At 63.7% G+C, this 24,500-nt stretch carries 24 protein-coding genes and 1 tRNA gene; 21 read left to right on the top strand and 4 right to left on the bottom strand.

Features of this window, described 5'->3' with window-relative positions; all coding sequences use genetic code 11:
- The first annotated feature begins 98 nt into the window (after window positions 1-98).
- Window positions 99-2,021 (top strand): potassium transporter Kup, encoded by a 1,923-nt coding sequence (locus tag O9Z70_RS09345; protein WP_286018553.1) that lies wholly within the window; start codon window positions 99-101, stop codon window positions 2,019-2,021.
- A 121-nt stretch (window positions 2,022-2,142) separates the two neighbouring features.
- Here O9Z70_RS09345 and O9Z70_RS09340 read toward each other — a convergent pair whose 3' ends face one another.
- Window positions 2,143-3,255 carry an NADH:flavin oxidoreductase/NADH oxidase gene (locus O9Z70_RS09340; protein WP_286018552.1) on the bottom strand — a complete coding sequence of 371 codons (1,113 nt, stop codon included), beginning with the start codon at window positions 3,253-3,255 and terminating at the stop codon, window positions 2,143-2,145.
- 152 nt (window positions 3,256-3,407) lie between these two features.
- Between O9Z70_RS09340 and O9Z70_RS09335 the strand changes: the two genes are divergently transcribed.
- From O9Z70_RS09335 to O9Z70_RS09265, 15 genes are all read left to right on the top strand, one after another.
- Window positions 3,408-4,292, top strand: coding sequence for an alpha/beta hydrolase family protein (locus O9Z70_RS09335; RefSeq protein WP_286018551.1), 885 nt, complete (start codon window positions 3,408-3,410; stop codon window positions 4,290-4,292).
- Window positions 4,293-4,609: 317 nt separating this feature from the next.
- The gene (locus O9Z70_RS09330; RefSeq protein ID WP_286018550.1) at window positions 4,610-5,776 is read left to right on the top strand and encodes a GGDEF domain-containing protein; all 1,167 of its coding nucleotides are present in this window, start codon (window positions 4,610-4,612) and stop codon (window positions 5,774-5,776) included.
- 230 nt (window positions 5,777-6,006) lie between these two features.
- Window positions 6,007-6,660: a TetR/AcrR family transcriptional regulator gene (locus tag O9Z70_RS09325; protein WP_502870192.1), complete on the top strand. Its 654-nt coding sequence runs from the start codon at window positions 6,007-6,009 to the stop codon at window positions 6,658-6,660.
- Between the two features lie 32 nt (window positions 6,661-6,692).
- A complete protein-coding gene (gene ilvC, locus O9Z70_RS09320) occupies window positions 6,693-7,712 on the top strand; it encodes a ketol-acid reductoisomerase (RefSeq protein ID WP_286018548.1) in 1,020 nt (339 codons plus the stop codon).
- Window positions 7,713-7,895: 183 nt separating this feature from the next.
- The gene (locus tag O9Z70_RS09315) at window positions 7,896-8,393 is read left to right on the top strand and encodes a heme-degrading domain-containing protein (protein ID WP_286018547.1); all 498 of its coding nucleotides are present in this window, start codon (window positions 7,896-7,898) and stop codon (window positions 8,391-8,393) included.
- Window positions 8,390-9,274 (top strand): PhzF family phenazine biosynthesis protein, encoded by an 885-nt coding sequence (locus O9Z70_RS09310; RefSeq protein WP_286018546.1) that lies wholly within the window; start codon window positions 8,390-8,392, stop codon window positions 9,272-9,274. The genes O9Z70_RS09315 and O9Z70_RS09310 overlap by 4 nt, the downstream gene beginning before the upstream one ends.
- Window positions 9,275-9,381: 107 nt before the next feature.
- Window positions 9,382-9,504: a hypothetical protein gene (locus O9Z70_RS09305; protein ID WP_286018545.1), complete on the top strand. Its 123-nt coding sequence runs from the start codon at window positions 9,382-9,384 to the stop codon at window positions 9,502-9,504.
- Window positions 9,505-9,618: 114 nt separating this feature from the next.
- On the top strand, window positions 9,619-11,181 hold the full coding sequence (locus O9Z70_RS09300; RefSeq protein ID WP_286018544.1) for a 2-isopropylmalate synthase: 1,563 nt from the start codon (window positions 9,619-9,621) through the stop codon (window positions 11,179-11,181).
- A 284-nt stretch (window positions 11,182-11,465) separates the two neighbouring features.
- Window positions 11,466-12,410: an endonuclease/exonuclease/phosphatase family protein gene (locus O9Z70_RS09295; protein WP_286018543.1), complete on the top strand. Its 945-nt coding sequence runs from the start codon at window positions 11,466-11,468 to the stop codon at window positions 12,408-12,410.
- A 321-nt stretch (window positions 12,411-12,731) separates the two neighbouring features.
- The gene (locus O9Z70_RS09290) at window positions 12,732-12,929 is read left to right on the top strand and encodes a hypothetical protein (protein WP_286018542.1); all 198 of its coding nucleotides are present in this window, start codon (window positions 12,732-12,734) and stop codon (window positions 12,927-12,929) included.
- A 129-nt stretch (window positions 12,930-13,058) separates the two neighbouring features.
- Window positions 13,059-13,134, top strand: a tRNA-Lys gene (locus O9Z70_RS09285).
- 23 nt (window positions 13,135-13,157) lie between these two features.
- Window positions 13,158-13,379: a hypothetical protein gene (locus tag O9Z70_RS09280; protein WP_286018541.1), complete on the top strand. Its 222-nt coding sequence runs from the start codon at window positions 13,158-13,160 to the stop codon at window positions 13,377-13,379.
- Between the two features lie 78 nt (window positions 13,380-13,457).
- Window positions 13,458-14,150: a YjbE family putative metal transport protein gene (locus tag O9Z70_RS09275; protein WP_286018540.1), complete on the top strand. Its 693-nt coding sequence runs from the start codon at window positions 13,458-13,460 to the stop codon at window positions 14,148-14,150.
- 111 nt (window positions 14,151-14,261) lie between these two features.
- Window positions 14,262-15,434: a lipid II:glycine glycyltransferase FemX gene (locus O9Z70_RS09270; protein ID WP_286018539.1), complete on the top strand. Its 1,173-nt coding sequence runs from the start codon at window positions 14,262-14,264 to the stop codon at window positions 15,432-15,434.
- The gene (locus O9Z70_RS09265) at window positions 15,431-16,750 is read left to right on the top strand and encodes a lipopolysaccharide biosynthesis protein (RefSeq protein WP_286018538.1); all 1,320 of its coding nucleotides are present in this window, start codon (window positions 15,431-15,433) and stop codon (window positions 16,748-16,750) included. Before O9Z70_RS09270 ends, O9Z70_RS09265 begins: the two co-directional genes overlap by 4 nt.
- A gap of 32 nt (window positions 16,751-16,782) precedes the next feature.
- Here O9Z70_RS09265 and O9Z70_RS09260 read toward each other — a convergent pair whose 3' ends face one another.
- The 3 genes from O9Z70_RS09260 to O9Z70_RS09250 all read right to left on the bottom strand — a co-directional run bounded on the left by O9Z70_RS09260 (window position 16,783) and on the right by O9Z70_RS09250 (window position 18,014).
- Window positions 16,783-17,091 carry a type II toxin-antitoxin system RelE/ParE family toxin gene (locus O9Z70_RS09260; protein WP_286018537.1) on the bottom strand — a complete coding sequence of 103 codons (309 nt, stop codon included), beginning with the start codon at window positions 17,089-17,091 and terminating at the stop codon, window positions 16,783-16,785.
- Entirely contained in the window at window positions 17,091-17,360 is a 270-nt protein-coding gene (locus O9Z70_RS09255) for a type II toxin-antitoxin system ParD family antitoxin (protein ID WP_286018536.1), read from the bottom strand. The genes O9Z70_RS09260 and O9Z70_RS09255 overlap by 1 nt, the downstream gene beginning before the upstream one ends.
- A gap of 87 nt (window positions 17,361-17,447) precedes the next feature.
- Window positions 17,448-18,014, bottom strand: coding sequence for a GNAT family N-acetyltransferase (locus O9Z70_RS09250; protein ID WP_286018535.1), 567 nt, complete (start codon window positions 18,012-18,014; stop codon window positions 17,448-17,450).
- 174 nt (window positions 18,015-18,188) lie between these two features.
- On the opposite strand from O9Z70_RS09250, the gene acs reads away from it, so the two are divergent.
- The 5 genes from acs (at window position 18,189) to O9Z70_RS09225 (ending at window position 24,476) form a co-directional block, all read left to right on the top strand.
- Window positions 18,189-20,141 (top strand): acetate--CoA ligase, encoded by a 1,953-nt coding sequence (gene acs / locus O9Z70_RS09245; RefSeq protein WP_286018534.1) that lies wholly within the window; start codon window positions 18,189-18,191, stop codon window positions 20,139-20,141.
- A 455-nt stretch (window positions 20,142-20,596) separates the two neighbouring features.
- Window positions 20,597-21,679, top strand: a complete 1,083-nt coding sequence (locus O9Z70_RS09240) for a glycoside hydrolase family 3 N-terminal domain-containing protein (RefSeq protein ID WP_286018533.1) — start codon at window positions 20,597-20,599, stop codon at window positions 21,677-21,679.
- 114 nt (window positions 21,680-21,793) lie between these two features.
- Window positions 21,794-22,600, top strand: coding sequence for a UDP-2,3-diacylglucosamine diphosphatase (locus O9Z70_RS09235; protein WP_286018532.1), 807 nt, complete (start codon window positions 21,794-21,796; stop codon window positions 22,598-22,600).
- A 135-nt stretch (window positions 22,601-22,735) separates the two neighbouring features.
- Entirely contained in the window at window positions 22,736-23,935 is a 1,200-nt protein-coding gene (locus O9Z70_RS09230) for an MFS transporter (protein WP_286018531.1), read from the top strand.
- A 211-nt stretch (window positions 23,936-24,146) separates the two neighbouring features.
- Window positions 24,147-24,476, top strand: coding sequence for an SMR family transporter (locus O9Z70_RS09225; RefSeq protein ID WP_286018530.1), 330 nt, complete (start codon window positions 24,147-24,149; stop codon window positions 24,474-24,476).
- The last annotated feature ends 24 nt before the right edge of the window (window positions 24,477-24,500 follow it).

Genomic DNA, 24,500 nt, shown 5'->3' with positions numbered 1-24,500 from the left:
TTGCTGGTCGATGAACCTTTCGCTCCGGGCGGTGTTGTGTGTGGCGGGCGGCGGGTGTATAGCGGCGCCCGCCTTGCAACAGCGACAGCTCGAACCTCATGACGCGCACGGATCATCCCGGCCGAACGGCCGGTGACGGAGCGACCGAACAGGCCAGTCCCGAAAAAACCAATCTGCCGCTCCTGACCCTGGGAGCGATCGGCGTCGTCTATGGCGATATCGGCACCAGTCCGATCTATGCCTTCCGGCAGGCGACGCATATCCGGCCCGGCGCGGCCTCTACCGATATCGAAATCCTCGGATTGCTCTCGCTCATCGTCTGGGCGCTGACGCTGACCGTGGCGGTCAAATACGTGTTCTTCGTGACCCGGGCCGACAATAATGGCGAAGGCGGCACGCTGAGCCTGATGGCGCTGGCGCGGAAGACCTTTGCCGATCCGCCCGTCTGGATCACAATATTGGGGGTGTTGGGCGCGGCGATGTTTTTCGGCGATGCCCTGCTTACCCCCGCAATTTCAGTGCTTTCGGCGGTCGAGGGCGTGGATTTGGTGGCGCCGGGGATGGGGCGCTGGGTGGTGCCGATCACGTTGGTCATCATCGTGGGCATATTCGCGGTGCAGCGGTTCGGCACGGCCAAGGTCGCCATCGTCTTCGGGCCGGTGACCGCATTGTGGTTTCTGGTCTTGGGCCTGTCGGGGCTGGTGCATATCATCGCCTATCCGGCGGTGCTTTCGGCTCTCAATCCCTTGCTGGGCTTCGGTTTCCTGTTCACCCATTTCGGCATTGCCTTCGTGGTCATGGGCGCCATTTTCCTGGCGGTGACCGGCGCCGAGGCGCTCTATGTCGATCTGGGGCATTTCGGGCGTAAGCCTATCGTACTGGCTTGGTTTTCCTTGGTTTTTCCCTGCCTGCTGTTGAATTATTTCGGGCAGGGCGCCTTCGTGCTGGAGGTCGGTATCGACAATGTCGCCAGCCCGTTCTTCCAGATGCAGCCCGATTGGGCCTTGCCGCCTTTCGTGATGCTGGCGACCCTGGCAACGATCATTGCCAGCCAGGCGGTGATCACCGGGACATTCAGCCTGACCCAGCAGGCCATCGCGCTCAACATGCTGCCGCGCATGGTGGTCCAGCATACTTCAGCGACACAGAGCGGGCAGATCTATATGCCGCAGATCAATATGATGCTGATGATCGGTGTGCTGATCCTGGTGGCGGCGTTCAAAAGTTCGGCTGCGCTTTCAAGTGCTTACGGCATCGCCGTATCCGGCGTCATGGTGGTGACGCTGGCGCTGCTGGTGGTGGTCATGTGGCGGAACTGGAAATGGCATAAGGCGCTGGTCATCGGCTTCGCGCTGGTCTTCGCCGTGATTGACGGGGCGTTCTTTGCGGCCAATGCCGCCAAGCTGTTCCAGGGCGGCTGGGTGCCGGCGGTGGTGGCTCTGGCCGTGGCGATCCTGATGTGGAGCTGGATGGCGGGGCGGCGCCGGCTGACGGCGAAGACGCGGCGGGACGAAGTGCCTTTAGAGTTTCTTGTCAATAACTTAGCCAAGAAAAAGCCCAATGTGGTTCCGGGTACGGCGGTGTTTCTGACCAGCGATGTCGAGGGGGCGCCGACGGCCTTGCTGCATTCGCTCAAGCATTACAAGGTATTGCACGAACAGAACGTCATCCTGACGGTTCGGACCTCGACATCGCCGCGTGTACCCGACGACGAGAAGGTGACCATCGACGCCTATAACGAATTGTTCTTCCGGGTGGTCGTGACTTTCGGGTTCATGGAAAGTCCTAATGTTCCCAAGGCATTGGCGCTGGCGCGAAAGCTGGGATGGAAGTTCGACATCATGTCGACCTCGTTCTTCCTGTCGCGGCGGTCGCTGAAACTGGGGCAGAAAACCGGGCTGGTCCGCTTCTGGCAGGACCGGCTGTTCATCCGGCTGGCGCGCAATGCCAGCGACGCGACCGAGTATTTTCATATCCCCACCGGGCGGGTGGTGGAGATCGGCACCCAGGTTGTCATCTGAGCCCATCGGTTAGCAGACTGCTAACCCTTGGCGTCTCATTCCGGCGAAAACAGGTGGCGGCGCCGGCATTGACGTGAAAGCCGGCGCCATCCCGGCCGGCAGAAGCAATTCCGGTTCGGGATTATTTCGTCAGGCGATCATATTCGGCGACGCGCCGGCTTTGGACCGGCCAGAGTGTGTAATCGCCTCCCTGTTCGCGATTGGCGTGGAGAGCCCAGTTCGGATCGTCGAGCGCGCCGCGCGCCAGGGCGATGAAATCGGCTTCGCCCTGTTCAAGAATAGCTTCGGCGGCCGCCACATTACCCAATACGCCGACGGCGACGGTGGGAATGCCGGCGCCGGACTTCACGGCCCGGGCGAAGGGCACCTGATAATTCTGCGCGGAGCGGATGCGGCCCTGGGCGAAGCCGCCGCTGGAGCAATCCACGGCGTCGACGCCGCGCGCCTTGAGCTCCGTGGCCAGGACCACGCTGTCCTCGACGCTCCAGCCGCCTTCGGCATTGTCGCTGACCGAGAGGCGGGCGAGCAGGGGCTTTTCCTGTGGCCAGACGGCGCGGACGGCTTCGGTGACTTCCAATACCAGCCGCATGCGGTTCTCGCGGCTGCCGCCATATTCGTCGGTGCGGTGATTGGCGAGTGGGGAGAGGAATTGATTGAGCAGATAGCCATGGGCGGCGTGGATTTCGACCACGTCGAAACCGGCCTGCTCGGCCCGTTGCGCGGCCGCGACAAAGCCGCGGATGACGCGGCGAATGCCGTCCTGGTCGAGCGCGGCGGGAACCTGGAAATCCGGATTGGCCGGATCGTGCGATTCGGCGCTGGGGGCGACGGGGCGCCAATGCTCGTAGCCGACGGCGCGGCGCTGCTCCTCACTGGCCAGTTCGGCCGGGCCATTCCAGGCAACCGGCGTCGACGCCTTGCGGCCGGCATGGGCGAGCTGGATGCCGGCAGCGGCGCCCTGGCTGTGGAGGAAGGCGACGATGCGGGCGAGCGGGGCGACGTGCTCGTCCTTCCACAAGCCGAGATCGCCATAGGAGATGCGGGCTTCGGGCAGGATGCCGGTTGCCTCGAAGACGACCAGGCCGAAGCCGCCCATGCCGAAGCGCCCAAGGTGGACCATGTGCCAGTCATTGGCGAAGCCATCGCGGGCCGAATATTGGCACATGGGCGCGACGATCGTGCGGTTGCGCAGCGTCAGGCCGCGCAGGGTGATCGGAGACATAAGCTTGGACATGGACATTCCTTGGCGCGAAAGGCGGACGATGGCGCTTACATGCCCTTTTTTATACTCCATCGGCAAGTAACGATGATTGAAGTGCTGTGTTGCGGGCACTGCAGTGCAATGGCTAGGGTCGGACGGAATTTCTCGTGTCGCCGGAGTCGCTTATGGCCATCACCCGAACCCGTTTCCGAGAGCTGCTCGGCTTCGCCGAACCGGAAATTACCCTTTTATCGCGCCGGGAAGAGGCGGCGGATGGCTATGCGATCGAGCATGTCCGGCTGCTTGTGGGCGGCGTGGAGGTGCGCGGCATCCTGACCCGGCCGGTGGTAGCAGCGGGGCGATTGCCGGCCATTCTCTATGGGCATTCGCATGGCGGCGGCTATCATATCGGGGCGCGGGAATTGCTCGACGGGCGGGACTATCTGCTCGATCCGCTGGGGCCGGTCCTGGCGCGAGCGGGTTATGTGACGCTGTGCATCGACATGCCGATATTCGGCGAGCGGGCGCAGGTGAAGGAAAGTTTTGCCGCCAAGGCACTGTTATGGCACGGCAAATCGCTGTTCGGGCAGATGCTGTCCGAACATGCGGCGGCCTTGACCTATCTGGCCGAGCGGGACGATGTCGATGCCGGGCGGATCGGCGCCTTCGGCATTTCCATGGGCTGTGTGCTGAGCTATTGGCTGGCGGCGCTGGATGAGCGGATCGCCGCCGTGGCGCATCTCTGCTGCTTCGCTGATTTCCGCACCATGATCGAGCTGGGCGCGCATGACGGGCACGGCATCTATCTCACCGTGCCCGGGCTGTTGCGGGAGGCCGATGGCGGCAGCATCGCCGCGCTGATCGCGCCGCGACCGCAATTGATCTGCGTCGGCGAAGCGGATGCGCTGACCCCGAAGCCGGCAGTGGCGCGGGCGCTGGAGGAATTGCGGCACGCCTATGCCGCCATGCCGGAGCGGCTGCAATTTCTGGGCGAGGAAGGCGTGGGACACCGGGAAACGCCGACAATGCGGGCGGCCATGCTGGAGTTCTTCGCGCGCTATCTGGGATAGGGGCGTTATGGGTGCCCGCTCGCCCATAGACCTCATCCTGAGCCTGTCGAAGGACGAGGTCGCGGCCACCGAGTTACCGACCTCGTGGTTCGACAGGCTCACCATGAGGTCTACGAGAAAGCGCGGTTTGTTCGGGCGGGGGTCGCGGGCACGGAACCTTACCTCTCCCCCAGAGGGTGAGGGGGCGCAGGGGCGGTGGCTATGAGGTCTGGAGGATATCTGCCTTTCAAAGGACGGCGGCGTTAACCTATCGCCGTAACCTTATTTAGAGGGTTGGGCGGTCTGATGTGGGCAGTTGCCGAAAGTGGGGGGACGGCATGGGACTGGATATTCCGACGCTTTTTGTGGCCAATATCTTTGTGTTGGCCATTTCGTCGGTCGCCTATATCTCGGTCTTCGTCCGCAGCCAGGGGGATCGCTACTGGCTCTATTGGATCGCCGCCAATGTGGTCCTGGCGGCGAGCCTGGCCATTTATCTCAGCTGGCCGGAATTGCCCGCCCATATGGCCATCATTCCCGACGCGCTGCTGGTGCTGGGCTTTGCATTGCGGCATGCGGCGGCGCGGCTGTTTGCCGGGCGGGCGATCAATCGCTGGCCGTTTGGCCTGGTGCCGCTGTTCATGGCGGCGAGCATGGGCATCGGCCATGTCAGCTTCGGCTATGCCCTGACCAATATCGTGCTTGCGGGACTGGCGGTGCTGGTGGCGTGGGAATTCTGGCGCGATCGCGGGGACCGGCTGTTTTCCCGGTTCGGGCTGGTTTCGGTCTATGGGCTGATGACCCTGTCCTTTGGCGCCCGGGCGGGGCAGGGCATGCTGGCTTCCGACCAGGTGCAGTCCTACATTCCCTATGATGCCTTCCTCGAAATGCACCTGCTGGTGGCCCTCATTCACGTCATCGCCGGTAGCCTCTTCGTGTTGTCGCTGGCCTCGGAACGGTCGGCCGAGGCGCTGCGCGAGGTGGCGCGGCGCGATCCGCTGACCGGCCTGTTCAACCGGCGGGCCTTCGAGACGCAATTGGCGCAATATCTGGGCCGGAGCGATGTGGCGGTGGCGCTGGTGGATGTCGACCATTTCAAGGCGGTCAATGACCGGTTCGGCCATGCCGCCGGCGATCTGGTGCTGAAGGCGGTGGCGGAGGCGCTGGCCGCGGCGGTGGGCGCGGCGGGCCATGTGGCGCGGATCGGGGGCGAGGAATTCGCCATCGTGCTGCCCGGTGTCGATGTCGCCGCGGCCGAGGCAGCGGCGGAACGGGCCCGGCGGGCGGTAGAAAATTGCCATATCGGCCATGGCGGCCAGGTCATCGGGGTGACGGTCAGCGTCGGCGTGGCCCATGCCGGCGAGCCCTGCGAGACGGCGGACGATTTTCTCGAAAGCGCCGACCGGGCGCTTTACGGCGCCAAGGCCGATGGGCGGAATATCTGCGCCATGGGCGCGGGGGCGGCACAGCAATATCGGCGGGGAATTGCAGCGCTGGCGAGTTGAGGGCGGCAATGTTCAAGCCTCCACTCGGCCGACCTTGTGCTTCGACAAGCTCAGCATGAGGTCTCTGGGGTGTGGTGCAGCCGGCTTCGATGGGCTCCGCATGAGGCCTCCCGGTGCGGCGTATCCGGGGAGAATGGGGCTAACGGACAAATTGTGCTTGCATAGAACCGTACCGTACGGTACGCCAGCGAACGGAAAGGCGGCGAAGCGTTCGCTGCCGGTTCGGAGGTATCCCCGTGGCCCTGGCCATCAAGGTCAACGAAGAGACGTTCACCCCGCGCCAGCAGGCAGTGCTGACGGCGGCGCTGGACCTGCTCGTCGAGAACGGCAACGGGCTGACGATGACGGCGGTGGCGCGGCGCGCCTCCTGTTCCAAGGAAACGCTCTATAAATGGTTCGGCGACCGGGACGGGCTGCTGACCGCGACGGTGCAATGGCAGGCGGCCAAGGTGCGCATGCCCTATGTCGACCGCAGCCATCTGAGCACCGCGGCGCTGCGCGCCAGCCTCGAACAATTCGCCCGCGACCTGCTGACCACCATTATCGGGGAAGTGTCCATCACCCTTAACCGCACCGCCATTACCCAGGCGGGGCAGGAAAAGGACAGTCTGGGCATTATCGTGCTAGAAAATGGACCGCTGGCGATCCGGCGGCGGCTGAAGCCGATCCTGGAAGCGGCGCGCGACGCGCGGCTATTGCGCTTTCCCTCCAGCGAGGAAGCCTATCGCACCTTTTTCGGCCTCGTCGTCCGCGACGTGCAGATCCGCCTGCTCCTCGGCGACAAGAGCCTCACCCAATCCAATGTCGAATCCAACATCGATGCCGATGTGAAGATTGCGACCGACCAGTTCCTGGCCCTTTACGGGGCCAAGGCCCATACCTGACCCAAATCGCATAAATTCCAGGGAGACCCTCGATGCGCGTCTATTACGATCGTGATGCCGATCTCAACATCATCAAGTCCAAGAAGGTGGCCATTATCGGCTATGGTTCGCAGGGCCACGCCCATGTGCTGAACCTGCGCGATTCCGGCGTCACCAATGTCGCCGTGGGCCTGCGCCCCAATTCGCCTTCGGCCAAGAAGGCCGAGAGCGAAGGCCTCAAGGTGATGAGCGTGGCCGAGGCGTCCGCCTGGGCCGACGTGATCATGCTGCTGACCCCGGACGAGTTGCAGGCCGATATCTACAAGCAGGATATCGAGCCCAATATCCGCGACGGCGCGGCGCTGGCCTTCGCCCATGGCCTCAACGTGCATTTCAACCTGATCGAGCCGAAGTCGACCGTCGACGTCATCATGATCGCGCCCAAGGGTCCGGGCCACACCGTGCGCGGCGAATATCAGCGTGGCGGCGGCGTGCCCTGCCTGATCGCGGTGCATCAGGATGCCTCGGGCAATGCCCATGACATCGCGCTGGCCTATGCCTCGGGTGTCGGCGGCGGCCGTTCGGGCGTCATCGAGACCAATTTCCGCGAGGAATGCGAGACCGACCTGTTCGGCGAGCAGGCTGTGCTGTGCGGCGGCCTGGTGGAACTGATCCGCGCCGGTTTCGAAACGCTGGTGGAAGCCGGCTATGCCCCGGAAATGGCCTATTTCGAGTGCCTGCACGAAGTGAAGCTGATCGTTGACCTGATCTATCAGGGCGGCATCGCCAATATGAACTACTCGATTTCCAACACCGCCGAATGGGGCGAATATGTCTCCGGTCCGCGCGTCATCACCTCTGACACCAAGGCCGAGATGAAGCGCATCCTGGCTGATATCCAGTCGGGCCGGTTCACCTCCGAATGGATGCAGGAAATCAAGGCCGGCGGCGCCCGCTTCAAGGCCACCCGCCGCCTGGCCGACGAGCATCCGATCGAGGAAGTCGGCACCAAGCTGCGCGACATGATGCCCTGGATCAAGGCTGGTGCGCTGGTGGACAAGGCGAAGAACTGATTTCGGTCTTGCTCCACGGTTTTTGGTCTGCGCGCTAACGCGCCGCTGGCGATCAAGGCCGGGGCCCTCGTGGGCAAGGCATGAAGCGAAACCTGATGGGAACGGGGGCGAGAGCCCCCGTTTTCTTTTGGGCGCGGGCGCAGTAGGAAGGAAGAGGGTGGCAGGGCCGCCGGGAGGATTTGCATGCATACCGAAGACGAAATCGCCCGCGTCAAGCGGCAGGAAAATGAACTCGTATTGCCGGCTTTCGACGAGGAAACGGCCTTCGCCATCGGCGCTGCCATCAGGGCGCGGGCGCTGGAGGAGGGACTGTCGCTGGTGGTGGATATCCGCAGCTGGGACCGGCAATTGTTCTTTGCGGCGACCGCGGGCACCAGCGCCGACAATGCCGAATGGGTGCGGCGCAAGGTCAATTCGGTGCGGCGCTTCCAGCGGGCCAGCTATCGGCTGGTGCTGGAGCGGGGCGAGGAACCGTTCGACGTGCAAGCGGGCGCCGATCCGGCCGATTACGTCATTGCCGGCGGCGGCTTTCCGATCCGGGTTCCGGGCGCCGGGATCGTCGGCGCGCTGACCATTTCCGGCCTGCCGGGACGCAGCGACCATGGCGTGGCGGTGGATGCGCTGTGCGATTATCTGGGCAAGGCGCGAGCCGATTATGCGCTGCCGGAGCAGGCCAGTTGAAACTTCCCTATCTGGTGCTCGACGTTTTCACCCGCACGCCGCTGCAAGGCAATGGCCTGGCGGTGATTCCCAAGGCCGATGGGCTGCTGGACGGCGAGATGCAGGCCATCGCGCGGGAATTCAATCTCAGCGAGACGGTGTTCATCTGCAAGCCGCAGCACGAGCGCAACACGGCCTCGCTGCGCATCTTCACGCCCTATGAGGAATTGCCCTTTGCCGGACATCCGACCGTGGGCGCGGCCGTGGTGCTGGGATTGCAGCGCAAGGCCTCGGCGTTGCGTATCGAGGAGAAGGTGGGGCTGGTGACCGCGCTGTTCGACCGGGTGGATCGCCGCACCGGCGCGGCGCGGTTCACGCTGCCCCGGCTGCCGGCGCGGATCGCCGACCTGCCGGACCGGCTGGGCATGGCGCAGGCGCTGGGCATCGAGGTCGAGGATATCGGCTGCGCGATGTTCAGGCCGGCGGTGTTTTCGGCGGGGGTGACGTTTCACCTCGTGCCGGTGCGCAATGCCGAGGCGCTGCGGCGTGTGTCGGTCAATCGGCTGCTATGGGACAAGGTGTTCCACCACGACCACAACTCGGCCTATGTGTTCACGCTGACGCCGGACGAGGCCGACAACGATATCGCCGCCCGCATGTTCGGCATGGGCGTGGGCGAAGACCCGGGCACCGGCTCGGCGGCGGCGGCGCTGCTCGGGCTGCTGGCGGAACAGGAAATGGCCAATGGCCAATTCGACCTGACGCTGCGCCAGGGCGTCGAGATGGGCCGGCCATGCCAAATCGCGCTGCAATTCCGCAAGGACGACGATAGCCTGACCCATGGCGCCATTGGCGGCGAAGCGGTGGTGGTTGCCGAGGGGGTGCTGGATCTGGGCGATTGAAAGCGACCGCCGCATGGAATTACGACAGCGATACGCCTGCCGGCCTTGCAACGCGGCGCGTATTGGCGCATTGTCAGTGCAATTGAAAGCGTATCAGAGCGTATTTTATGCAGCGCCGCCGGGCCAGAGCCATTGCCATCGCACAACAGCAGGTCTTGATGACCAAGCTGGCGATCGCGGCCGCGCTGTTGCTGCTGCCCGCGCTTCTCCTCCTTCTTATCAGCCCCTGATCACCGGCAGCTCGGCGTAGCGAGCGGGTCGTCAGGGGATTGCGCCATCAACCGAACATCAAAATGTCCGGTCCAGTGAGCCATTGTCTCCGGGCCGATAGGAAAGAGCCAGAAATGTCCGCAGCCGCCAGCAATTCGAACAAAGAACGCGTCTATATCTTCGACACCACCCTGCGCGACGGCGAGCAATCGCCGGGCGCGACCATGACGCTGGAAGAAAAGCTCCAGGTGGCCGATGCGCTGGACGAAATGGGCGTCGACATTATCGAGGCCGGTTTCCCGATCGCCTCGGTGGGTGATTTCGAGGCGGTGGTCGCGGTGGCCAAGCAGGCCAAGAATGCCACTGTCGCCGGGCTGGCCCGCGCCATTTCGGCCGATATCGACCGCGCCGGCGAGGCGGTGCGCCATGCGCGGAAGGGGCGCATCCATACGTTCGTCTCGACCTCGCCGATCCATCTGGCGCATCAGATGAAGAAGACCGAGGACGAGGTGATCGAGATCATCGCCCGCACCGTGGCACAGGCGCGCAACCTCATCGATGACGTGGAATGGAGCGCGATGGACGCGACCCGCACCCCGATCGAGTTTCTCAAGCGCTGCGTCGAGACGGCGATCAAGGCCGGCGCGACGACGATCAACCTGCCCGATACGGTGGGCTATGCGGTGCCGGAAGAGCATTTCGCCATGTTCAAGGACATTATCGAGAGCGTGCCGGGCGCCGACAAGGCGATCTTCTCGGTGCATTGCCATGACGATCTGGGCATGGCGGTGGCCAATTCGCTGGCCGGACTGGCCGGCGGGGCGCGGCAGATCGAATGCACGATCAACGGGCTGGGCGAGCGCGCCGGCAATGCGGCGCTGGAAGAAGTGGTGATGGCGCTGCGCACCCGTGGCGATGCCATGCCCTATTATACCGAGGTCGAGAGCACCCATCTGGCGCGGGCCAGCCGGATCGTCTCGGCAGCCTCGAATTTCCCGGTGCAATATAACAAGGCCATTGTGGGCAAGAATGCCTTCGCCCATGAAAGCGGCATCCACCAAGACGGCATGCTGAAAAATGCCGAGACCTACGAAATCATGACCCCGGCCAGCGTCGGCATCAAGGAAACCACGCTGGTCATGGGCAAGCATTCGGGCCGCGCCGCCTTCAAGGACAAGCTCAAGGAACTGGGCTACGAACTGGGCGACAATGCCTTCCAGGAAGCCTTCCAACGCTTCAAGGATCTGGCCGACCGCAAGAAGCACGTCTATGACGCCGATATCGTGGCCCTGGTGGACGACGAGGTCGGCTCGGTCGGCGACCGGATCAGGCTGGTGGACATGGAGGTCGTCTCCAAGACCGGCGGCGTGCATCGCTGCGACCTGACCGTGACCATCGATGGGGTGGAGAGCACGGTGTCTTATGAAGGCACCGGCTCGGTGGACGCCATCTTCAATGCCATCAAGCAGGTTTCCGGGCAGGACCCGCATCTGGTGCTCTATGCCGTGGACGGCGTCACCGGCGGCACCGACGCACAGGCTTCGGCCAATGTGCGGCTGGAAATGAATGGCCGGATCGCCTCGGGCAATGCGGCGGAGCCCGATACGCTGGTGGCCTCGGCGCGGGCCTATCTCAATGCGCTCAACCGGGTGATGATCGAGCGCGGCGCCTCGGCCCAGGGCGCGCTGGCGGGGTAGGGGCGCTGGCCGACCTCGTCCTTCGACAAGCTCAGGATGAGGTCTGGGGGGGCGGGTGCGCCTGCCGGCGGCGGCCGCGCCGGCCGGATGAATATCGCCTCCGCTTGCATCCGGATGTGGAAGCTGGTCTAGCGTTCGGCACCTGATGGGGGCTTGCTTCGGCGACAGGGCCGGCGGTTTCTGCGCCTCCGTCTCCTCAAGGGGGAGGGGCTATGGGCCTTCCGTCCCGAGACAACTTGGCTCGAAGTGCCTGATGTAAAAACTTCCCACCTGATGAGGGCGATATGCTGAGCAAGGCGGAGTTTCGGGGTGGGGTGCTTGGGGTTTCGGCGATCCTGATTGTCGTGCTGCTGCTGGTGTCGGTGCGGCCGGGACTGCCGGGCGAATTGCTGTTGCAGAGCTTGCGGCTGCATCTGATCCTCGTCGGACTGGGGCTGGCGCTGCTGGCCATGGCGCTCGGCGCGCGGTGGCGCGGGCTGGCGGTGCTGCTGATCGTGCTGGCCAGCGGGGCGCATGCGGCGCTGTTCGTCTGGGATTTCCACGCACGGCGGGCGGCGCCGATGGGCGAGCCGGCGGCGCAGTTCCGCTTCCTGAGCTTCAATGTCTTGTCGGGCAATCCACGGGCAGCGGAATTGGTGGATGCCATCATCGCCGATCCGCCCGATGTCATGCTGGTGATGGAGACGCCGGGCATCGAACCATATCTCGACCGCCTGGCGGGGGTGCTGCCCTATCGCGTCGGCTGCGAGGCGGGCGGCCGCTGCGATATTTCGCTGCATTCGCGCTTTCCCATCGCGGATGCGCAATTGCGGCTATTGCCGCCCTTCGGGCCGGAGCGCGTGGTGACCGGGCGGGTGAGCGTGGATGGGCACGGCGTCACCATTGCCGGACTGCATCTGTCCAAGCCGTATTTCGACCAGGCGTCGTGGATAGAGCTGGCTTTTATCCGCCGATTGCTGCGCGATATCGAGGGGCCGATGGTGGTGGCGGGCGATTTCAACGCCGCGCCCTGGACCGAGCCGGTGGCGCTATTGGGCGAGGAATTGCAATTGGCGCCGGGGCCCTGGCCGATCGCGACCTGGCCGGTATTGCTGGGTCCCCTGGGCGTGCCGATCGACAATATGTTTTCGCGCGGCAATGCCCGCCTGCTGGTGCTGGAATCAGGCGACAGCCATGGTTCCAATCACCGGCCGCTCTGGGCCGATGTCGCGCTCTATCCAGAGCCATAGCGCGGCAGGGGACCGGCGCTCGCGGGCGCCGGCGCGCCGCCAGAGCATTGAAGTAACGGGGTGATTCGTCACATTGCCGCCGCATTGGGCCAGGGCCGGGGGTCTAAAAATCTTCGCCCCCGTAATTGTGCACAGCAAGAAAAAATCTTCACCGGGCGCAAAGGCGCATGAAACCAAAGTTTTCTTCGGGTCCGGCGTGGAAATGGGATTTGGATAAAATGCCATCCATCCCGGCAAGGTCCGGGAAAGTAAGCAGGTCCAGTTTTTTCCAACGCCAACCCCCGGCGTTTCTCCACTCTAGTTGCCTGAAGGAGACTTCCAGTGCCTCCCACCTTCGTGCTTGCGCGTGACCATTTGCAGCGCGCCGCCACCATTCTACAGGGGGCGGACCAGCGTTCTCAGCAATTGCGGCATATTATCGAACGCACAATCGGGCTCATGGACGATTATCGCCCCGAGCCGTCCCCCGCGGCCGACAATGTCGTCGAACTCAACGATTACCGGCATCTGCGCCAGTGAGAAAATAGCGCCCGGCCGATGGGCCGGGCGCATTGCAGTTTTGTGCGGACAAAGTGACGACGGGCGCTGGACAGGGCGGAATCGCTTTGGTAGAGAGGCGCCACTTTGGTGCCGGACCGCAAGGCGGACGGGTGCATAGCTCAGATGGTAGAGCAGCTGACTCTTAATCAGCGGGTCCAAGGTTCGAGTCCTTGTGCACCCACCAAAGTTTTCCCTGGAACAGAATTGATGGTCGGCTGCCTGGCGGATGCGCGCCGTCGAAAAAAAAACGGCGGCGGCGGAACCATTGCCGGGCCGGCCCGTTATGGTCGTATCGGAAGACGATTGAAAATATCGAAATCCGGTAAAAGAGCCCCGAAGGTGAATAACCTCCGGGGCTTTTTTTGTCCGCAGGCGGCGCCGGTGGCGACCGGTCGCCGGGCCGAAAATCGAGAGTTTCGCATCATTTAGCCCTCGGGCCCCTTGCCCTGCGGCTGTGACGGGAGTAGCTGCAACGCGGTCGCATTGCGCTTTCCAAGGACCTCAAACATGTTCGGTATCGATCCGAGTTTCCTCAGCTCGCTCTTTCAGGTCATTCTCATCGATCTGGTTCTGGCAGGGGACAATGCGGTGGTCATCGGCCTGGCGGCGGCCGGGCTGGCGCCGGATTTGCGGCGCAAGGCCATCCTGATCGGCATTCTCGCCGCTACCGTGCTGCGCATATGCTTCGCCCTGATCACCACGCAATTGCTGTCGCTGGGCGGCGGGCTGCTGATCGCGGGCGGGCTGCTGCTGCTCTGGGTGTGCTGGAAGATGTTCCGCGAATTGACGGTGTCCGAGCACGAGGAGCGCGAGGCCACCGAAGCGCTGGCCGATGCCGATCTCAACACCGACGGCAAAGTCGCAGGCAAGGCTCCGCGCAAGACCCTGCGGCAGGCCGTCATCCAGATCATCATCGCCGATGTCTCCATGTCGCTCGACAATGTGCTGGCGGTGGCGGGCGCGGCGCAGCACCATTTCGAGGCGCTGATTTTCGGCCTGGCGTTGTCGGTGGTGCTGATGGGCGTGGCGGCGACCTTTATCGCGCGGCTGCTGCACCGGTTCCGCTGGATCGCCTGGATCGGCCTCATCCTCATCCTGTTCGTGGCCATCCGCATGGGGCTGGAGGGATTGGGGGATTTCATCGTCATTCCCGAAATTCCCTTGCTCTATACGCCGCATGCGGCCGGGGTCGCCCATTAGCCTTTGGTAACCAAGGGCGAAGGTTTGCGGCATTTGCGGCTGGCCAATAGGACTTTGCACACCCTCGGGGGTTAGGTTTCCGGCTGAATGAACACAGCCGGAAGCTTTGCCATGTCCGCCATTGCAGGATTGGTCCTCGACACCACGATTGCGGCCCGCCATTACGCGCCGGATGCGAGCGAGGCGGTCACATTGCGCCGCGTCGAGGGCCGTCGCTGGGACGAAGTGGCGGCGGGCTTCGATGGGGTGTGCCAGGAGCAATTGCACGCTTTTGCCGCCATACGCTGGCCGGGCGTGACGCTGGAGGCGCAATTGGCAGAGCGGGACGGCCGCATTGTCGGCGGCGCCTTGATGATGGTGCAGCAATTGCCGCTCGGACTGGGCAATATCGCCATATCGAAATGGGCGCCGATGCTGGCCGATGCGCAAGCGGCCGACCGGCAGGCGATCTATGCCGGCATGGTCGAGGGGCTGATGGCCGAATATGGCCGGAAGCGCGGCATGATGCTGTCCATCCTGCCGCATGCTTCGGTGGCGCCGGTCAATGCCGAATATCTGGCGCTGCGGGCGCGCGGCTTCCGGCGCGGCTCCCCCTTGCGCTATCCCTATCGCTACCTGGTCAATCTGCAGCTCAGCGACGCGGCGCAGCGCCAGAGCTTCCAGCAGACCTGGCGGCGGCAGCTCAACAAGGCGGAGAAATCCGCATTGAGCTTCGAGCATGGCGGGGTCGAGCGGCTGGACGAATTCAAGGCGCTGTACGAGGCGATGAGCGACCGCAAGCAGTTCCCCGACCATTCGGCCTATGACACGCTGGACGTGCTCATGGCGATGGACCAGCGGCTGCGGCCGGAATTGTTCTTCGTGCGGCATGCGGGCGCCATCGTCGCCGGAGCGCTGATCTTCAAGGCCGGGGAGCGGGCGGTCTATCTCTATGGCGCCACCAATGATCAAGCGCTGCCGCTGCGCGCCGGCTATTTCCTGCATTGGCATATCATCCGCTGGCTGCGCGATAACACGCGGGCCCGCTGGTACGATTTGGGCGGCACGGACGGTTTTCTCGGGCTGCACCGGTTCAAGAAGGGCATGGTGGGGGATGCGGGGCTGATGCATCCGGTGCCGCCGGTGGTCAATTATGCGGCGCACCCGCTGGCCTTCTGGCTGGGCAGCGCCGCCTTCGCCGCGCGCGACGCGGTCAATGGCTTCAAGCACCGGATCGACCTGCTGCGGCCGGGCCGGGCCCGGCCCGACCAGCCATTGCCCGAGCTGGACGATTACCTGAAATGAACCTGGTCAACAGCCTCGCCTCCCAGTCCACGATCATTTTCGGCGGGCGCCTGTTCGGCGCGGGACTGGTCTTTGTGGTTCAGGCTTTCATCGCGCGGGTCTGGGGCGCGGCGATCCTGGGCGAATATCTGCTGATCATCGCGGCGGTGAACCTGATCGCGGTGGCGATGCCGCTCGGTTTCCAGACCATCGGGACCTATTTCGCCGCGGAATATCGCGCGCGCGGCGACCGGCGGCAATTGATCGCTTTCCTGCGCTACGCCTATGGGCATGTGGCGGGCATATTGGTGCTGTTGCTATTGGCCGGGCCGCTGCTGCAATATTTGCCGGGGCAGGGCGGCGTCGTGGCCGGGCATTTCGTGCCGGTGGCGCTGCTAGCGCTGGCCACGGCGGTGGTCTATGTCAATGGCGGGGTGCTGGTGGGGCTGAAACGGCCATTCGCGGGCTTTTTCGCCGATGGTATCTTCCGGCCCATGGTGGTGCTGGCCACTTTCGCGATTTGCGCCCTGGCCTTCGAATTGCCGGTGGATGGCTTCGACGCCATGCTCTGGGGCATCGCCATCGGCTATGTGCTCATTTCGGCGGTGCATTTCGGCTTCGTCGTCATCACGGTGCGGAGCATCGACGAGCGCGCCGAGGTGCGACAGAACGAGTGGCCGCGCTGGTGGCGGTTCGCGGCGCCCTGGGTGCTGATCACGCTGGCCACCGATTTCCTCTTCGATATCGATCTGCTGCTGCTGGCCAATCTGCTGGCCAAGGAAGAATTGGCTATTTTTGGCGTGTGCACGCGCATCTTCTCGCTGGTGTCGTTCGGGGTGGCCGCCGTCTATGCGGTGACGCTGCCGGACATGTTCGAGAGCGAAGCGCAGAATGACCGTGCGGCGTTCCATCGCAAGGTCGGGGAGGCCAATCTGGTGGCGACGCTGGTGTCGCTGGTGCTGTTCGCGCTGGTGGCTGTCGGCGGCCCCTTCGCGCTGCTGCTGTTCGGCGAGGGTTTTACTGCCGGCGCGGTGCCATTGGCGATCCTGTGCCTGGCGCTGGTGGTGCGCTCGGCCATGGGGCCGGCCTCGATGGTCCTGTCCATCCATGACCGGCCCTGGGCCAGCCTGCCGGCGGTGCTGCTGGGCATGGGCGCGCTGGCGCTCGCCAATTGGCTGCTGGTGCCGGCATTTCACCTGGTCGGCGCGGCCCTGGCGGCGATCATCGCCATCAGCGCTTGGTCGCTGGCGCTATGGGTGATCGCGTTGCGGACGGCGGGGGTGGATGTGTCGATCCTGCAATGGTTCAAGACGCGACGGGCGGTGCCGGCGGAGTAGGGCAGGGTTGAGGGCGACGAGCGGGGCGGACGTTATGACTCAAAGAGCGCCGCATAGTCGCGGCCGCCATAGAACACGTTGACGATTTCCACGCTCTCTTCAGTGATCCGAAAGGCGATGACGGCTGAGCGCTCGAATGGCGCGATACGGATGCCGGCGCCGAGATCGGGCCTTGCCACATATCCTTCCGGGGCGTGGCCGATTTTCCGGCATTGCTGGAGAATGCGCTGGACAAAGCCGTGTACGACCGCTTCATCGGCATCATGTTCTACAAGGTAGGACGCGATCTCCTCAAGATCTGCAAGGGCCTCCTCACGGAGCCGGACCGGCAGGTCGCGCATCAGCGAGAGCGCAGCAATCGGTCGGCGTGTGCCCGCACCCGGACGAAAGCATCGTCAAGCGGAACTGTCGGCTTGGGATCGTCAAGGGATCGTTTTATCCGGGCCCGGAGAGCCGCGAGGCGCTCGGCATGCTCTTCCTCGTCCCGCATCCAGGCACGCATCGCCTCGCGCAGCACTTCACTGGTGGAGGAGTAACGTCCAGAATCGACGCTCTCCTTAATGGCGGCTACCATTTCGGCCGGCAGGGTAATACTGAGCTTTTCTGACATCTGGATGGCCTTCGCTTATGCCACGAAGGTAGGAACAAATTCAGCAACGTGCAAGCGAAGCAAATGCCGTGCAGCGCCAGTAGATGATCAAGCGCCCACCAGCCCCTTCAGCCGTTGTTTCAGGCGTCCGAGGCGGCCGGCGATGTAGCCGCTGTCATAGGGACCGTCCTGGCGGGTGTAGAATTTTTCGATGAGCAAATAGTCCTGGCCGAAAATGTGCTGCTCGAGCAAGGCGGTTTCCCGATAGCCGTAGCGCTTGAGCAGGGCGCGGGCGACTTCGTTTTCGGGGCGCACGAAGGTGAAGGCCTTGTGGAAGCGCGAATTGTCCCAGCGCTCGTCGAAGGCACGCATGCCGAACAGGCCGAGCCGGGACTGGCGATGGGTGGGGAAAACCCAGCTCCAATAGCGGAAGACGGCGCCGCATTCGGGGCCGGACACCATGGCACCGCCCGGAACGCCATCGGCGCACATGATCATGATATGCCAGGGGTCGACCGCGAGCAGGCCCTTGAGGAAGGTCTTGTCGAGCCGCGCCGCCTCATGCTGTTTGAAACGGTCGGAATAATGGGGAGATGTCATGATGACATCGTTCAGTTCGCGGTGAATCAGGTCTATATCCGCATGGGTCGCGGCGCGAATGGTCATTTCGGCCATGCTGCAACTCCTCGTGATGGTCGAGGCAGTCTAGAACAGCGCGGTTAACACCCCGTGCCCATGCCCGTTGGGCACGGCCCCTTGCCGGAAATAGCCCCGGACGCCGCCCCACAGGCCTTGCCGCTGCCGGGCCTGCTCACTAGAACAATTCTCAGGAGATAAGGGAGAAAGACGATGAGCGACCAGCTCCTGTTCCAGCCAAGTGCGGCTGCCGTGGCCCGCACCCATACGACCGCCGACCAATATGGCGAGCGCTATGAGCGCTCCATCCGCGACCCCGACGGGTTCTGGGCGGAGCAGGCCAAGCGGTTGGACTGGATGACCTTTCCCACCAAGATCAAGAACACCACGTTCGACTATCCCGACGTCTCGATCAAATGGTTCGAGGACGGCGTCCTGAACGTCGCCGCAAACTGCATCGACCGGCACCTGGCCGAGCGCGGCGACGATGTCGCGATCATCTGGGAACCCGACAATCCGGCCGATGAGGCCGAATATATCACCTATCGCACGCTGCACGAGAAAGTGTGCCGTTGCGCCAATGTGCTGAAATCGCTCGGCGTCAAGAAGGGCGACCGCGTCACCATCTACCTGCCGATGATCCCGCAGGCGGCCTATGCCATGCTGGCCTGCGCCCGCATCGGGGCGGTCCATTCGGTGGTGTTTGGTGGCTTTTCGCCCGACGCACTGGCCGGCCGCATCAATGATTGCGACTCGGCCGTGGTGATCACCGCCGACGAGGGCCGAAGGGGCGGCAAGACGGTGCAGCTCAAGGCCAATGTGGACAAGGCGCTGGAAGATTGCCCGGGCGTGCAGAAGGTGCTGGTCGTGCACAATACCGGCGCCGACGTGCCGATGAAGGGCTCGCGCGACATCTGGTGGCACGAGGCGGCGGCAGGGGTGGAGCCGTTCCACGATCCCGAGCCGATGAATGCGGAAGATCCGCTTTTCGTCCTGTACACCTCCGGCTCGACCGGCAAGCCCAAGGGCGTGCTGCATACGACCGGCGGCTATCTGGTCTATACTTCGCTCAGCCATGAGCAGACCTTCGATTACCGGCGCGGCGACGTCTATTGGTGCACCGCCGATGTGGGCTGGGTGACCGGGCACAGCTATATCGTCTATGGGCCGCTGGCCAATGGCGCGACCACGGTGATGTTCGAGGGCATTCCCTCCTGGCCCGATGTCAGCCGCTTCTGGCAGGTGGTCGAGCGCCACAAGGTCAATATCTTCCACACCGCGCCGACCGCCATCCGCTCGCTGATGGGCGCGGGCGCCGAATTCGTCGAGAAATACGAAATGCCCAGCCTGCGGCTGCTGGGCACGGTGGGCGAGCCGATCAATCCGGAAGCCTGGCTGTGGTATCACGACAAGGTGGGCAAGGGCCGCTGCGAGGTGATCGACACCTGGTGGCAGACGGAGACCGGCGGACACATGATCGCACCGATGCCCGGCGCCATTCCGACCAAGCCGGGCTCGGCGACGCGGCCCTTTTTCGGGGTTCAGCCGGAGATTTTGTCGCCCGAGGGTGAATTGCAGCCGGACATGGTGGCCGAGGGCGTGCTGGTCATCAAGGATAGCTGGCCGGCCCAGGCGCGGACGCTGTGGGGCGATCACGGCCGCTTCGTCTCGACCTATTTCGAGACCTATAAGGGCTATTATTTCAGCGGCGATGGCTGCCGCCGCGACGAGGACGGCTATTACTGGATCACCGGGCGCGTCGACGACGTGCTCAACGTTTCCGGTCACCGCCTCGGCACCGCCGAGATCGAAAGCGCGCTGGTGGCGCATCCGAAAGTATCGGAAGCGGCGGTGGTGGGCTTTCCGCATGACGTCAAGGGGCAGGGCATCTATTGCTATGTCACCCTGATGGCGGGCGAGGAATATGACGACGCGCTGCGCGGCGAACTCCGCAATTGGGTGCGCAAGGAAATCGGGCCGATCGCCTCGCCGGATTTCATCCAATGGGCGCCGGGCCTGCCCAAGACGCGCTCGGGCAAGATCATGCGCCGCATCCTGCGCAAGGTGGCCGAGAACGATTTCGGGGCTTTGGGGGACACCTCCACTCTCGCCGACCCCTCGGTGGTGGACGACCTCATCGCCAACCGGATGAACAAGCCGGATTGATAGGGTTTCACTCCCAGGTTGTCGTCACCCTCGCGCTTGCTGCGAGGGTGCTTGCGGCAGATCCACAAATAAGCGCCCTCGCGTCAAGCGCGAGGGTGACGAATGGTGGGTGGGGAGGGTGACCAACGGTGAGGGGGGCCTGTGGGCCGCCGATGGACCCACAAGCCCGGCCCCTCTTCTGAGGGGGAGTGGAGCGAAGAGCCGCCGATTCGCGGGAACGCTCCAGGAGGTCCGGCCGGCCGGAGCAAAAAAAAAACGGGCGGTGGTCGCGAGACCGCCGCCCGATCAGTTTGGTGGTGTCCCGGATGGAAGGTTGAAATCCCCAGGCCCTCATCCACCTGCGCCATTGTGATCATTTCTGGCCGGCCGACGCATCCCCCGAATGGGGGGTACCATTGTCTTGCCGTCTTTTGATCGTCATGGTGCCGGCCTCGATTCACGCTTTCGGTGTTGTTTTGCCCCGTGTTCTGATCTCCGTCCTCGCTGTTCTCGTCCTGACATTCCCCGCCGCCGCCGCCACGCTGGAGCAGATGGCCGGGCAGATGATCGTCGTGGGGTTCGAGGGCGATGGCGCCGATGACGATGGCGTGGAGGCGGTGACGGCGGAACTGGCGGCCGGGCGGCTGGGCGGGGTGATGTATCTGAAGAAGAACGTCGCCGACCTCGCCAGCGTAAGGGAGATGAATGCCAGGTTCCGCGCCGCCGCGCCGGACCTGCCGGCTTTCATCACCCTCGACCAGGAGGGCGGATCGGTGGAGCGGCTGACCCGGGATGTCGGCTTCAAGGAAATCCCCAATGCGGCGAGCATTGCCGCCAATCACTCGCCCCTGGCGGCGGAACGGATTTACGGCGAGATGGCCCGGGCGATCGCGGCGGAGGGCTTTACCGTCAATTTCGGGCCGGTGGCCGATCTCGGCAGCAATCCGGACAACCAGATCATCGCCAGGTTCGGCCGCGCCTTTTCGGCCGAGGCCGATATCGTGGCTGCCTATGACGAGGCTTTCATCCGGGCGCATCACCACGCGGGACTGATCACCGCGCTCAAGCATTTTCCCGGCCATGGCTCGTCCACCGCCGACAGCCATGAGGGTTTCGTGAACATAACCCGGACCTGGAAGCCCGAGGAACTGGAGCCCTATCGTACATTGATCGGCGCCGGGCTGGTGGACATGGTGATGGTGGGTCATCTTTACCATGCCGATTACGCCGAAGGGGATGGCGAGACGCCGTCCTCGCTGTCGCCGCGCTGGATCGATGGGGTCTTGCGGGATGAGCTGGGGTTCGACGGCGTGGTGATCAGCGACGACCTCGAAATGGCGGCCATTCGCGATCATTTCACGCTGGAGGAAACGGTGACCAGGGCAGTGCGGGCGGGGATGGATGTCCTGCTGTTTTCTAACACGGCGAAATATCGCCCGGGCCTGTCGGGCGAGGTGCTGGACATCCTGCTGGCCGAGGCGGAAGCCGATCCGGCATTCGCGGCGCGGATCGAAGAAAGCTATGGGCGGATCGTGGCGCTGAAAGCGCGGATCGAGTGAAGCGCAAGGCCGCCGGCCTTCCCTGCCGATTTCCCCGGCTTTCTCCGCCTGCATGTTTGCAGTGCCGGCCCGGCGGGGTAATGTGGCGCCGAACCAGCAGGAGGCCATTGGCTGATGGCGGAAAACCGCGAGGTCCGGCGCGTCCGGGCGCTGTTCCTGTCCGATGTGCATCTGGGAATGAAGCCGACCCGCAGCAGGCAGTTGATCGAGTTCCTGCGCCATCACGACGCCGACACGATTTATCTGGTCGGCGATATCATCGATGGCTGGCGGCTGGCCAAGCAATGGCATTGGCCGGCCGAATATAACGGGCTGATCGATATCTTGCTGGCCAAGGCCAATGCCGGGACGCGGGTGGTCTATCTGCCGGGCAATCACGACGAGTTCCTGCGCGAATATCTGGGCACCTATTTCGGCGAGATGGAGCTGGTGGACCGCACCATCCACACCTCGGCGGCCGGCAAGACCTATCTGGTCATCCATGGCGACCAGTTCGACGTGGTGGTGATGAACATGAAATGGCTCGCCCATGTGGGGGACTGGGCCTATAACGCCGCCCTGCGCGTCAATATCGCCATCAATTGGGTGCGCCGCCGGCTAGGGCTGCAATATTGGTCGCTCAGCGCCTGGGCCAAGCAGAAAGTGAAGAACGCCGTATCGGTCATCGGGCGCTTCGAAGAGGCGCTGGTGCGCGAGGCCAAGGAATCGGGGGTGGACGGGGTAATCTGCGGCCATATCCATTTCGCCGATATTCATGACCGGCTGGGCATCGAATATATCAATACCGGCGATTGGGTGGAGAGCTGCACCGCCATTGTCGAGAATCACGATGGCGGGTTCGAGTTGATCAAGTGGACCGAAATGGTCACCGGCCAACCCCGCCGCCGGCGCGCGCGCGCCAAAACTGCAAACGGACAGTAATTCTCTCGCTTGCCCGGCCCGGAATGAGGGCCGAACCAGTGCCAGGCCCGGGCCGGCCATAGCCCTCTTGCATTGCAACGATTTACGGGGCACCAAAGAACACGCGGCGCGGTTTTGCGTCGGGAGTTCTTTTCCATGCCATCGGCCCTTTCGCGCTTGGATTCTCCCGAGCTGCGCGCATCCATTTATCAGTTCACCGTCTATGTCCCCGGTGGCGTTGCTTCGGTGTTTCTTGGAATCTGGCTCAGCGAGCGTGGTATTCCAGCCGACCAGATCGGGCTTATCAATGCCCTGCCGACGCTGTGCCTGCTGCTGCTCAACATCATAGTGGGCCGTATTGCCGACAAGGCGGATGATTGGCGCTCGGCGCTGATCGTCTTGTCCTTCGCCTCGGCCCTGGCGCCGCTGCCGCTTTATTTCGTCTCCGAATTCTGGGGCATCCTGACGATCTGGGCGCTGACGGCGACCAGCAATGGCCTGGTGGCGCCGGTGATCGACGCGGCCACCGTGCGCATGACGCGCCGCAACGGTACCGATTTCGGCGTGGTGCGGGCCTGGGCCACGGTGGGCTATGTGTTTGCCGCCGGCGGATTGGGCCTGCTGATCAACGTGCTGGGCTCGGAGATTTTTGTCACGCTCTATGTGGCCATGGTGGTGGCGCGCGCGGCGCTGTCCTTTTTGCTGCCGCGCTTCCGGGCGCCGGCGCCCAAGGTGACGCTGGCCAATACGGCGCCGGATATCGTGGCGCAGCCGAGCCGGCTCAAGGACAGTCTGCAACTCTGGTTCGTGCTGCCGCTGCTGGCCTTCGCGCTGGTCAATTCCTCCAATGCACTGATCGGCGGCTTCGCGGCCCTGCTCTGGCACGAAAACGGCATACCGAGCTATTTCCTCGGGCCGCTGCTGGGCGTGGCGGCGCTGGGGGAAGCGATATTGATGTTCGCCTGGCGCCGTTTCGGCGGGCGGGTGACGGCGCGCAACATGATCCTTGTCGGCTCGCTGGCGGGGCTGATCCGCTTCACCATCATGGCGTTCAACCCGCCGGTGGAGGTGCTGTTCTTCACCCAATTGCTGCATGCCTTCAGTTTCGGCATGGGCTATTTCGGCGTGGTGCATTTCATCGCCAACTGGACCAATGAGGCCAATGCCGCCGAGGCGCAGGGCTTCGCCAATATGCTCAGCATGGGCGCGTCCATGGTGGCGCTGACGCTGTTCGGCGTGCTGATGGAGCATTTCGGCAGCTATGCGTTCTTGTATTCCACCATCACCTCGCTGCTGGCGGTGGGCTGCGTGCTGCTGTCGTTGAAATTGCGGCCGCCCAAGGCGCTGGTGGGGTAGCGGGGGGCGCTCCCTCGGCCCGATGCAGCCAGATGCAGCCGCCGTGACAGTCATGTCCATTCCAGCTATCTTGCCGCAGCCGAGAATAGAGTTGCAGGCTGGTATCCCCTGCGCCCGCCCAGCGGGTTCTTCCCCGCCACGGCGTCAACCCGACCATGTCAGGAGGGCGCTTGCGATGACAGGGGCGCTCCCGACGATGATGGAGCGCAACATGAACTATCTATATCTCGCCGGCGCCATTACCGCCGAAGTCATCGCCACCACCTTCATGAAGGAGAGCGAGGGCTTTACCAGGCTGGTCCCCAGCCTCATTACGGCGGCCGGATATGCGCTGGCGTTTTACTGTCTCTCGCAAACGCTCAAGACCATACCGACCGGCATCGCATATGCGATCTGGTCCGGTCTCGGCATCGTTTTGATCTCGGCAATCGCCTGGATCTTTCAGGGACAGAAGCTGGACGCCCCGGCGATGATCGGAATGGGCATGATCGTCGGCGGCGTGATTGTTATGAACGTCTTCTCGCAAACAGCCTCACATTGAGGCCGCTGGCAGCGCGCCTATCCG

The sequence above is a fragment of the Devosia sp. YIM 151766 genome (assembly GCF_030285925.1).
GTDB lineage: Bacteria > Pseudomonadota > Alphaproteobacteria > Rhizobiales > Devosiaceae > Devosia.
Note: the sequence above shows the minus strand (reverse complement) of the source record. Positions and strands in the feature narration are given on the sequence as shown.

Excerpts from the sequence above, each read along its gene's own strand:
- O9Z70_RS09345 (WP_286018553.1), top strand. The coding sequence starts at position 99 with ATGACGCGCACGGATCATCCCGGCCGAACGGCCGGTGACGGAGCGACC.
- O9Z70_RS09340 (WP_286018552.1), bottom strand. The coding sequence starts at position 3,255 with ATGTCCAAGCTTATGTCTCCGATCACCCTGCGCGGCCTGACGCTGCGC.
- O9Z70_RS09335 (WP_286018551.1), top strand. The coding sequence starts at position 3,408 with ATGGCCATCACCCGAACCCGTTTCCGAGAGCTGCTCGGCTTCGCCGAA.
- O9Z70_RS09330 (WP_286018550.1), top strand. The coding sequence starts at position 4,610 with ATGGGACTGGATATTCCGACGCTTTTTGTGGCCAATATCTTTGTGTTG.
- ilvC (WP_286018548.1), top strand. The coding sequence starts at position 6,693 with ATGCGCGTCTATTACGATCGTGATGCCGATCTCAACATCATCAAGTCC.
- O9Z70_RS09315 (WP_286018547.1), top strand. The coding sequence starts at position 7,896 with ATGCATACCGAAGACGAAATCGCCCGCGTCAAGCGGCAGGAAAATGAA.
- O9Z70_RS09305 (WP_286018545.1), top strand. The coding sequence starts at position 9,382 with ATGCAGCGCCGCCGGGCCAGAGCCATTGCCATCGCACAACAGCAGGTC.
- O9Z70_RS09300 (WP_286018544.1), top strand. The coding sequence starts at position 9,619 with ATGTCCGCAGCCGCCAGCAATTCGAACAAAGAACGCGTCTATATCTTC.
- O9Z70_RS09295 (WP_286018543.1), top strand. The coding sequence starts at position 11,466 with ATGCTGAGCAAGGCGGAGTTTCGGGGTGGGGTGCTTGGGGTTTCGGCG.
- O9Z70_RS09280 (WP_286018541.1), top strand. The coding sequence starts at position 13,158 with ATGGTCGGCTGCCTGGCGGATGCGCGCCGTCGAAAAAAAAACGGCGGC.
- O9Z70_RS09275 (WP_286018540.1), top strand. The coding sequence starts at position 13,458 with ATGTTCGGTATCGATCCGAGTTTCCTCAGCTCGCTCTTTCAGGTCATT.
- O9Z70_RS09270 (WP_286018539.1), top strand. The coding sequence starts at position 14,262 with ATGTCCGCCATTGCAGGATTGGTCCTCGACACCACGATTGCGGCCCGC.
- O9Z70_RS09265 (WP_286018538.1), top strand. The coding sequence starts at position 15,431 with ATGAACCTGGTCAACAGCCTCGCCTCCCAGTCCACGATCATTTTCGGC.
- O9Z70_RS09260 (WP_286018537.1), bottom strand. The coding sequence starts at position 17,091 with ATGCGCGACCTGCCGGTCCGGCTCCGTGAGGAGGCCCTTGCAGATCTT.
- O9Z70_RS09255 (WP_286018536.1), bottom strand. The coding sequence starts at position 17,360 with ATGTCAGAAAAGCTCAGTATTACCCTGCCGGCCGAAATGGTAGCCGCC.
- O9Z70_RS09250 (WP_286018535.1), bottom strand. The coding sequence starts at position 18,014 with ATGGCCGAAATGACCATTCGCGCCGCGACCCATGCGGATATAGACCTG.
- acs (WP_286018534.1), top strand. The coding sequence starts at position 18,189 with ATGAGCGACCAGCTCCTGTTCCAGCCAAGTGCGGCTGCCGTGGCCCGC.
- O9Z70_RS09235 (WP_286018532.1), top strand. The coding sequence starts at position 21,794 with ATGGCGGAAAACCGCGAGGTCCGGCGCGTCCGGGCGCTGTTCCTGTCC.
- O9Z70_RS09230 (WP_286018531.1), top strand. The coding sequence starts at position 22,736 with ATGCCATCGGCCCTTTCGCGCTTGGATTCTCCCGAGCTGCGCGCATCC.
- O9Z70_RS09225 (WP_286018530.1), top strand. The coding sequence starts at position 24,147 with ATGAACTATCTATATCTCGCCGGCGCCATTACCGCCGAAGTCATCGCC.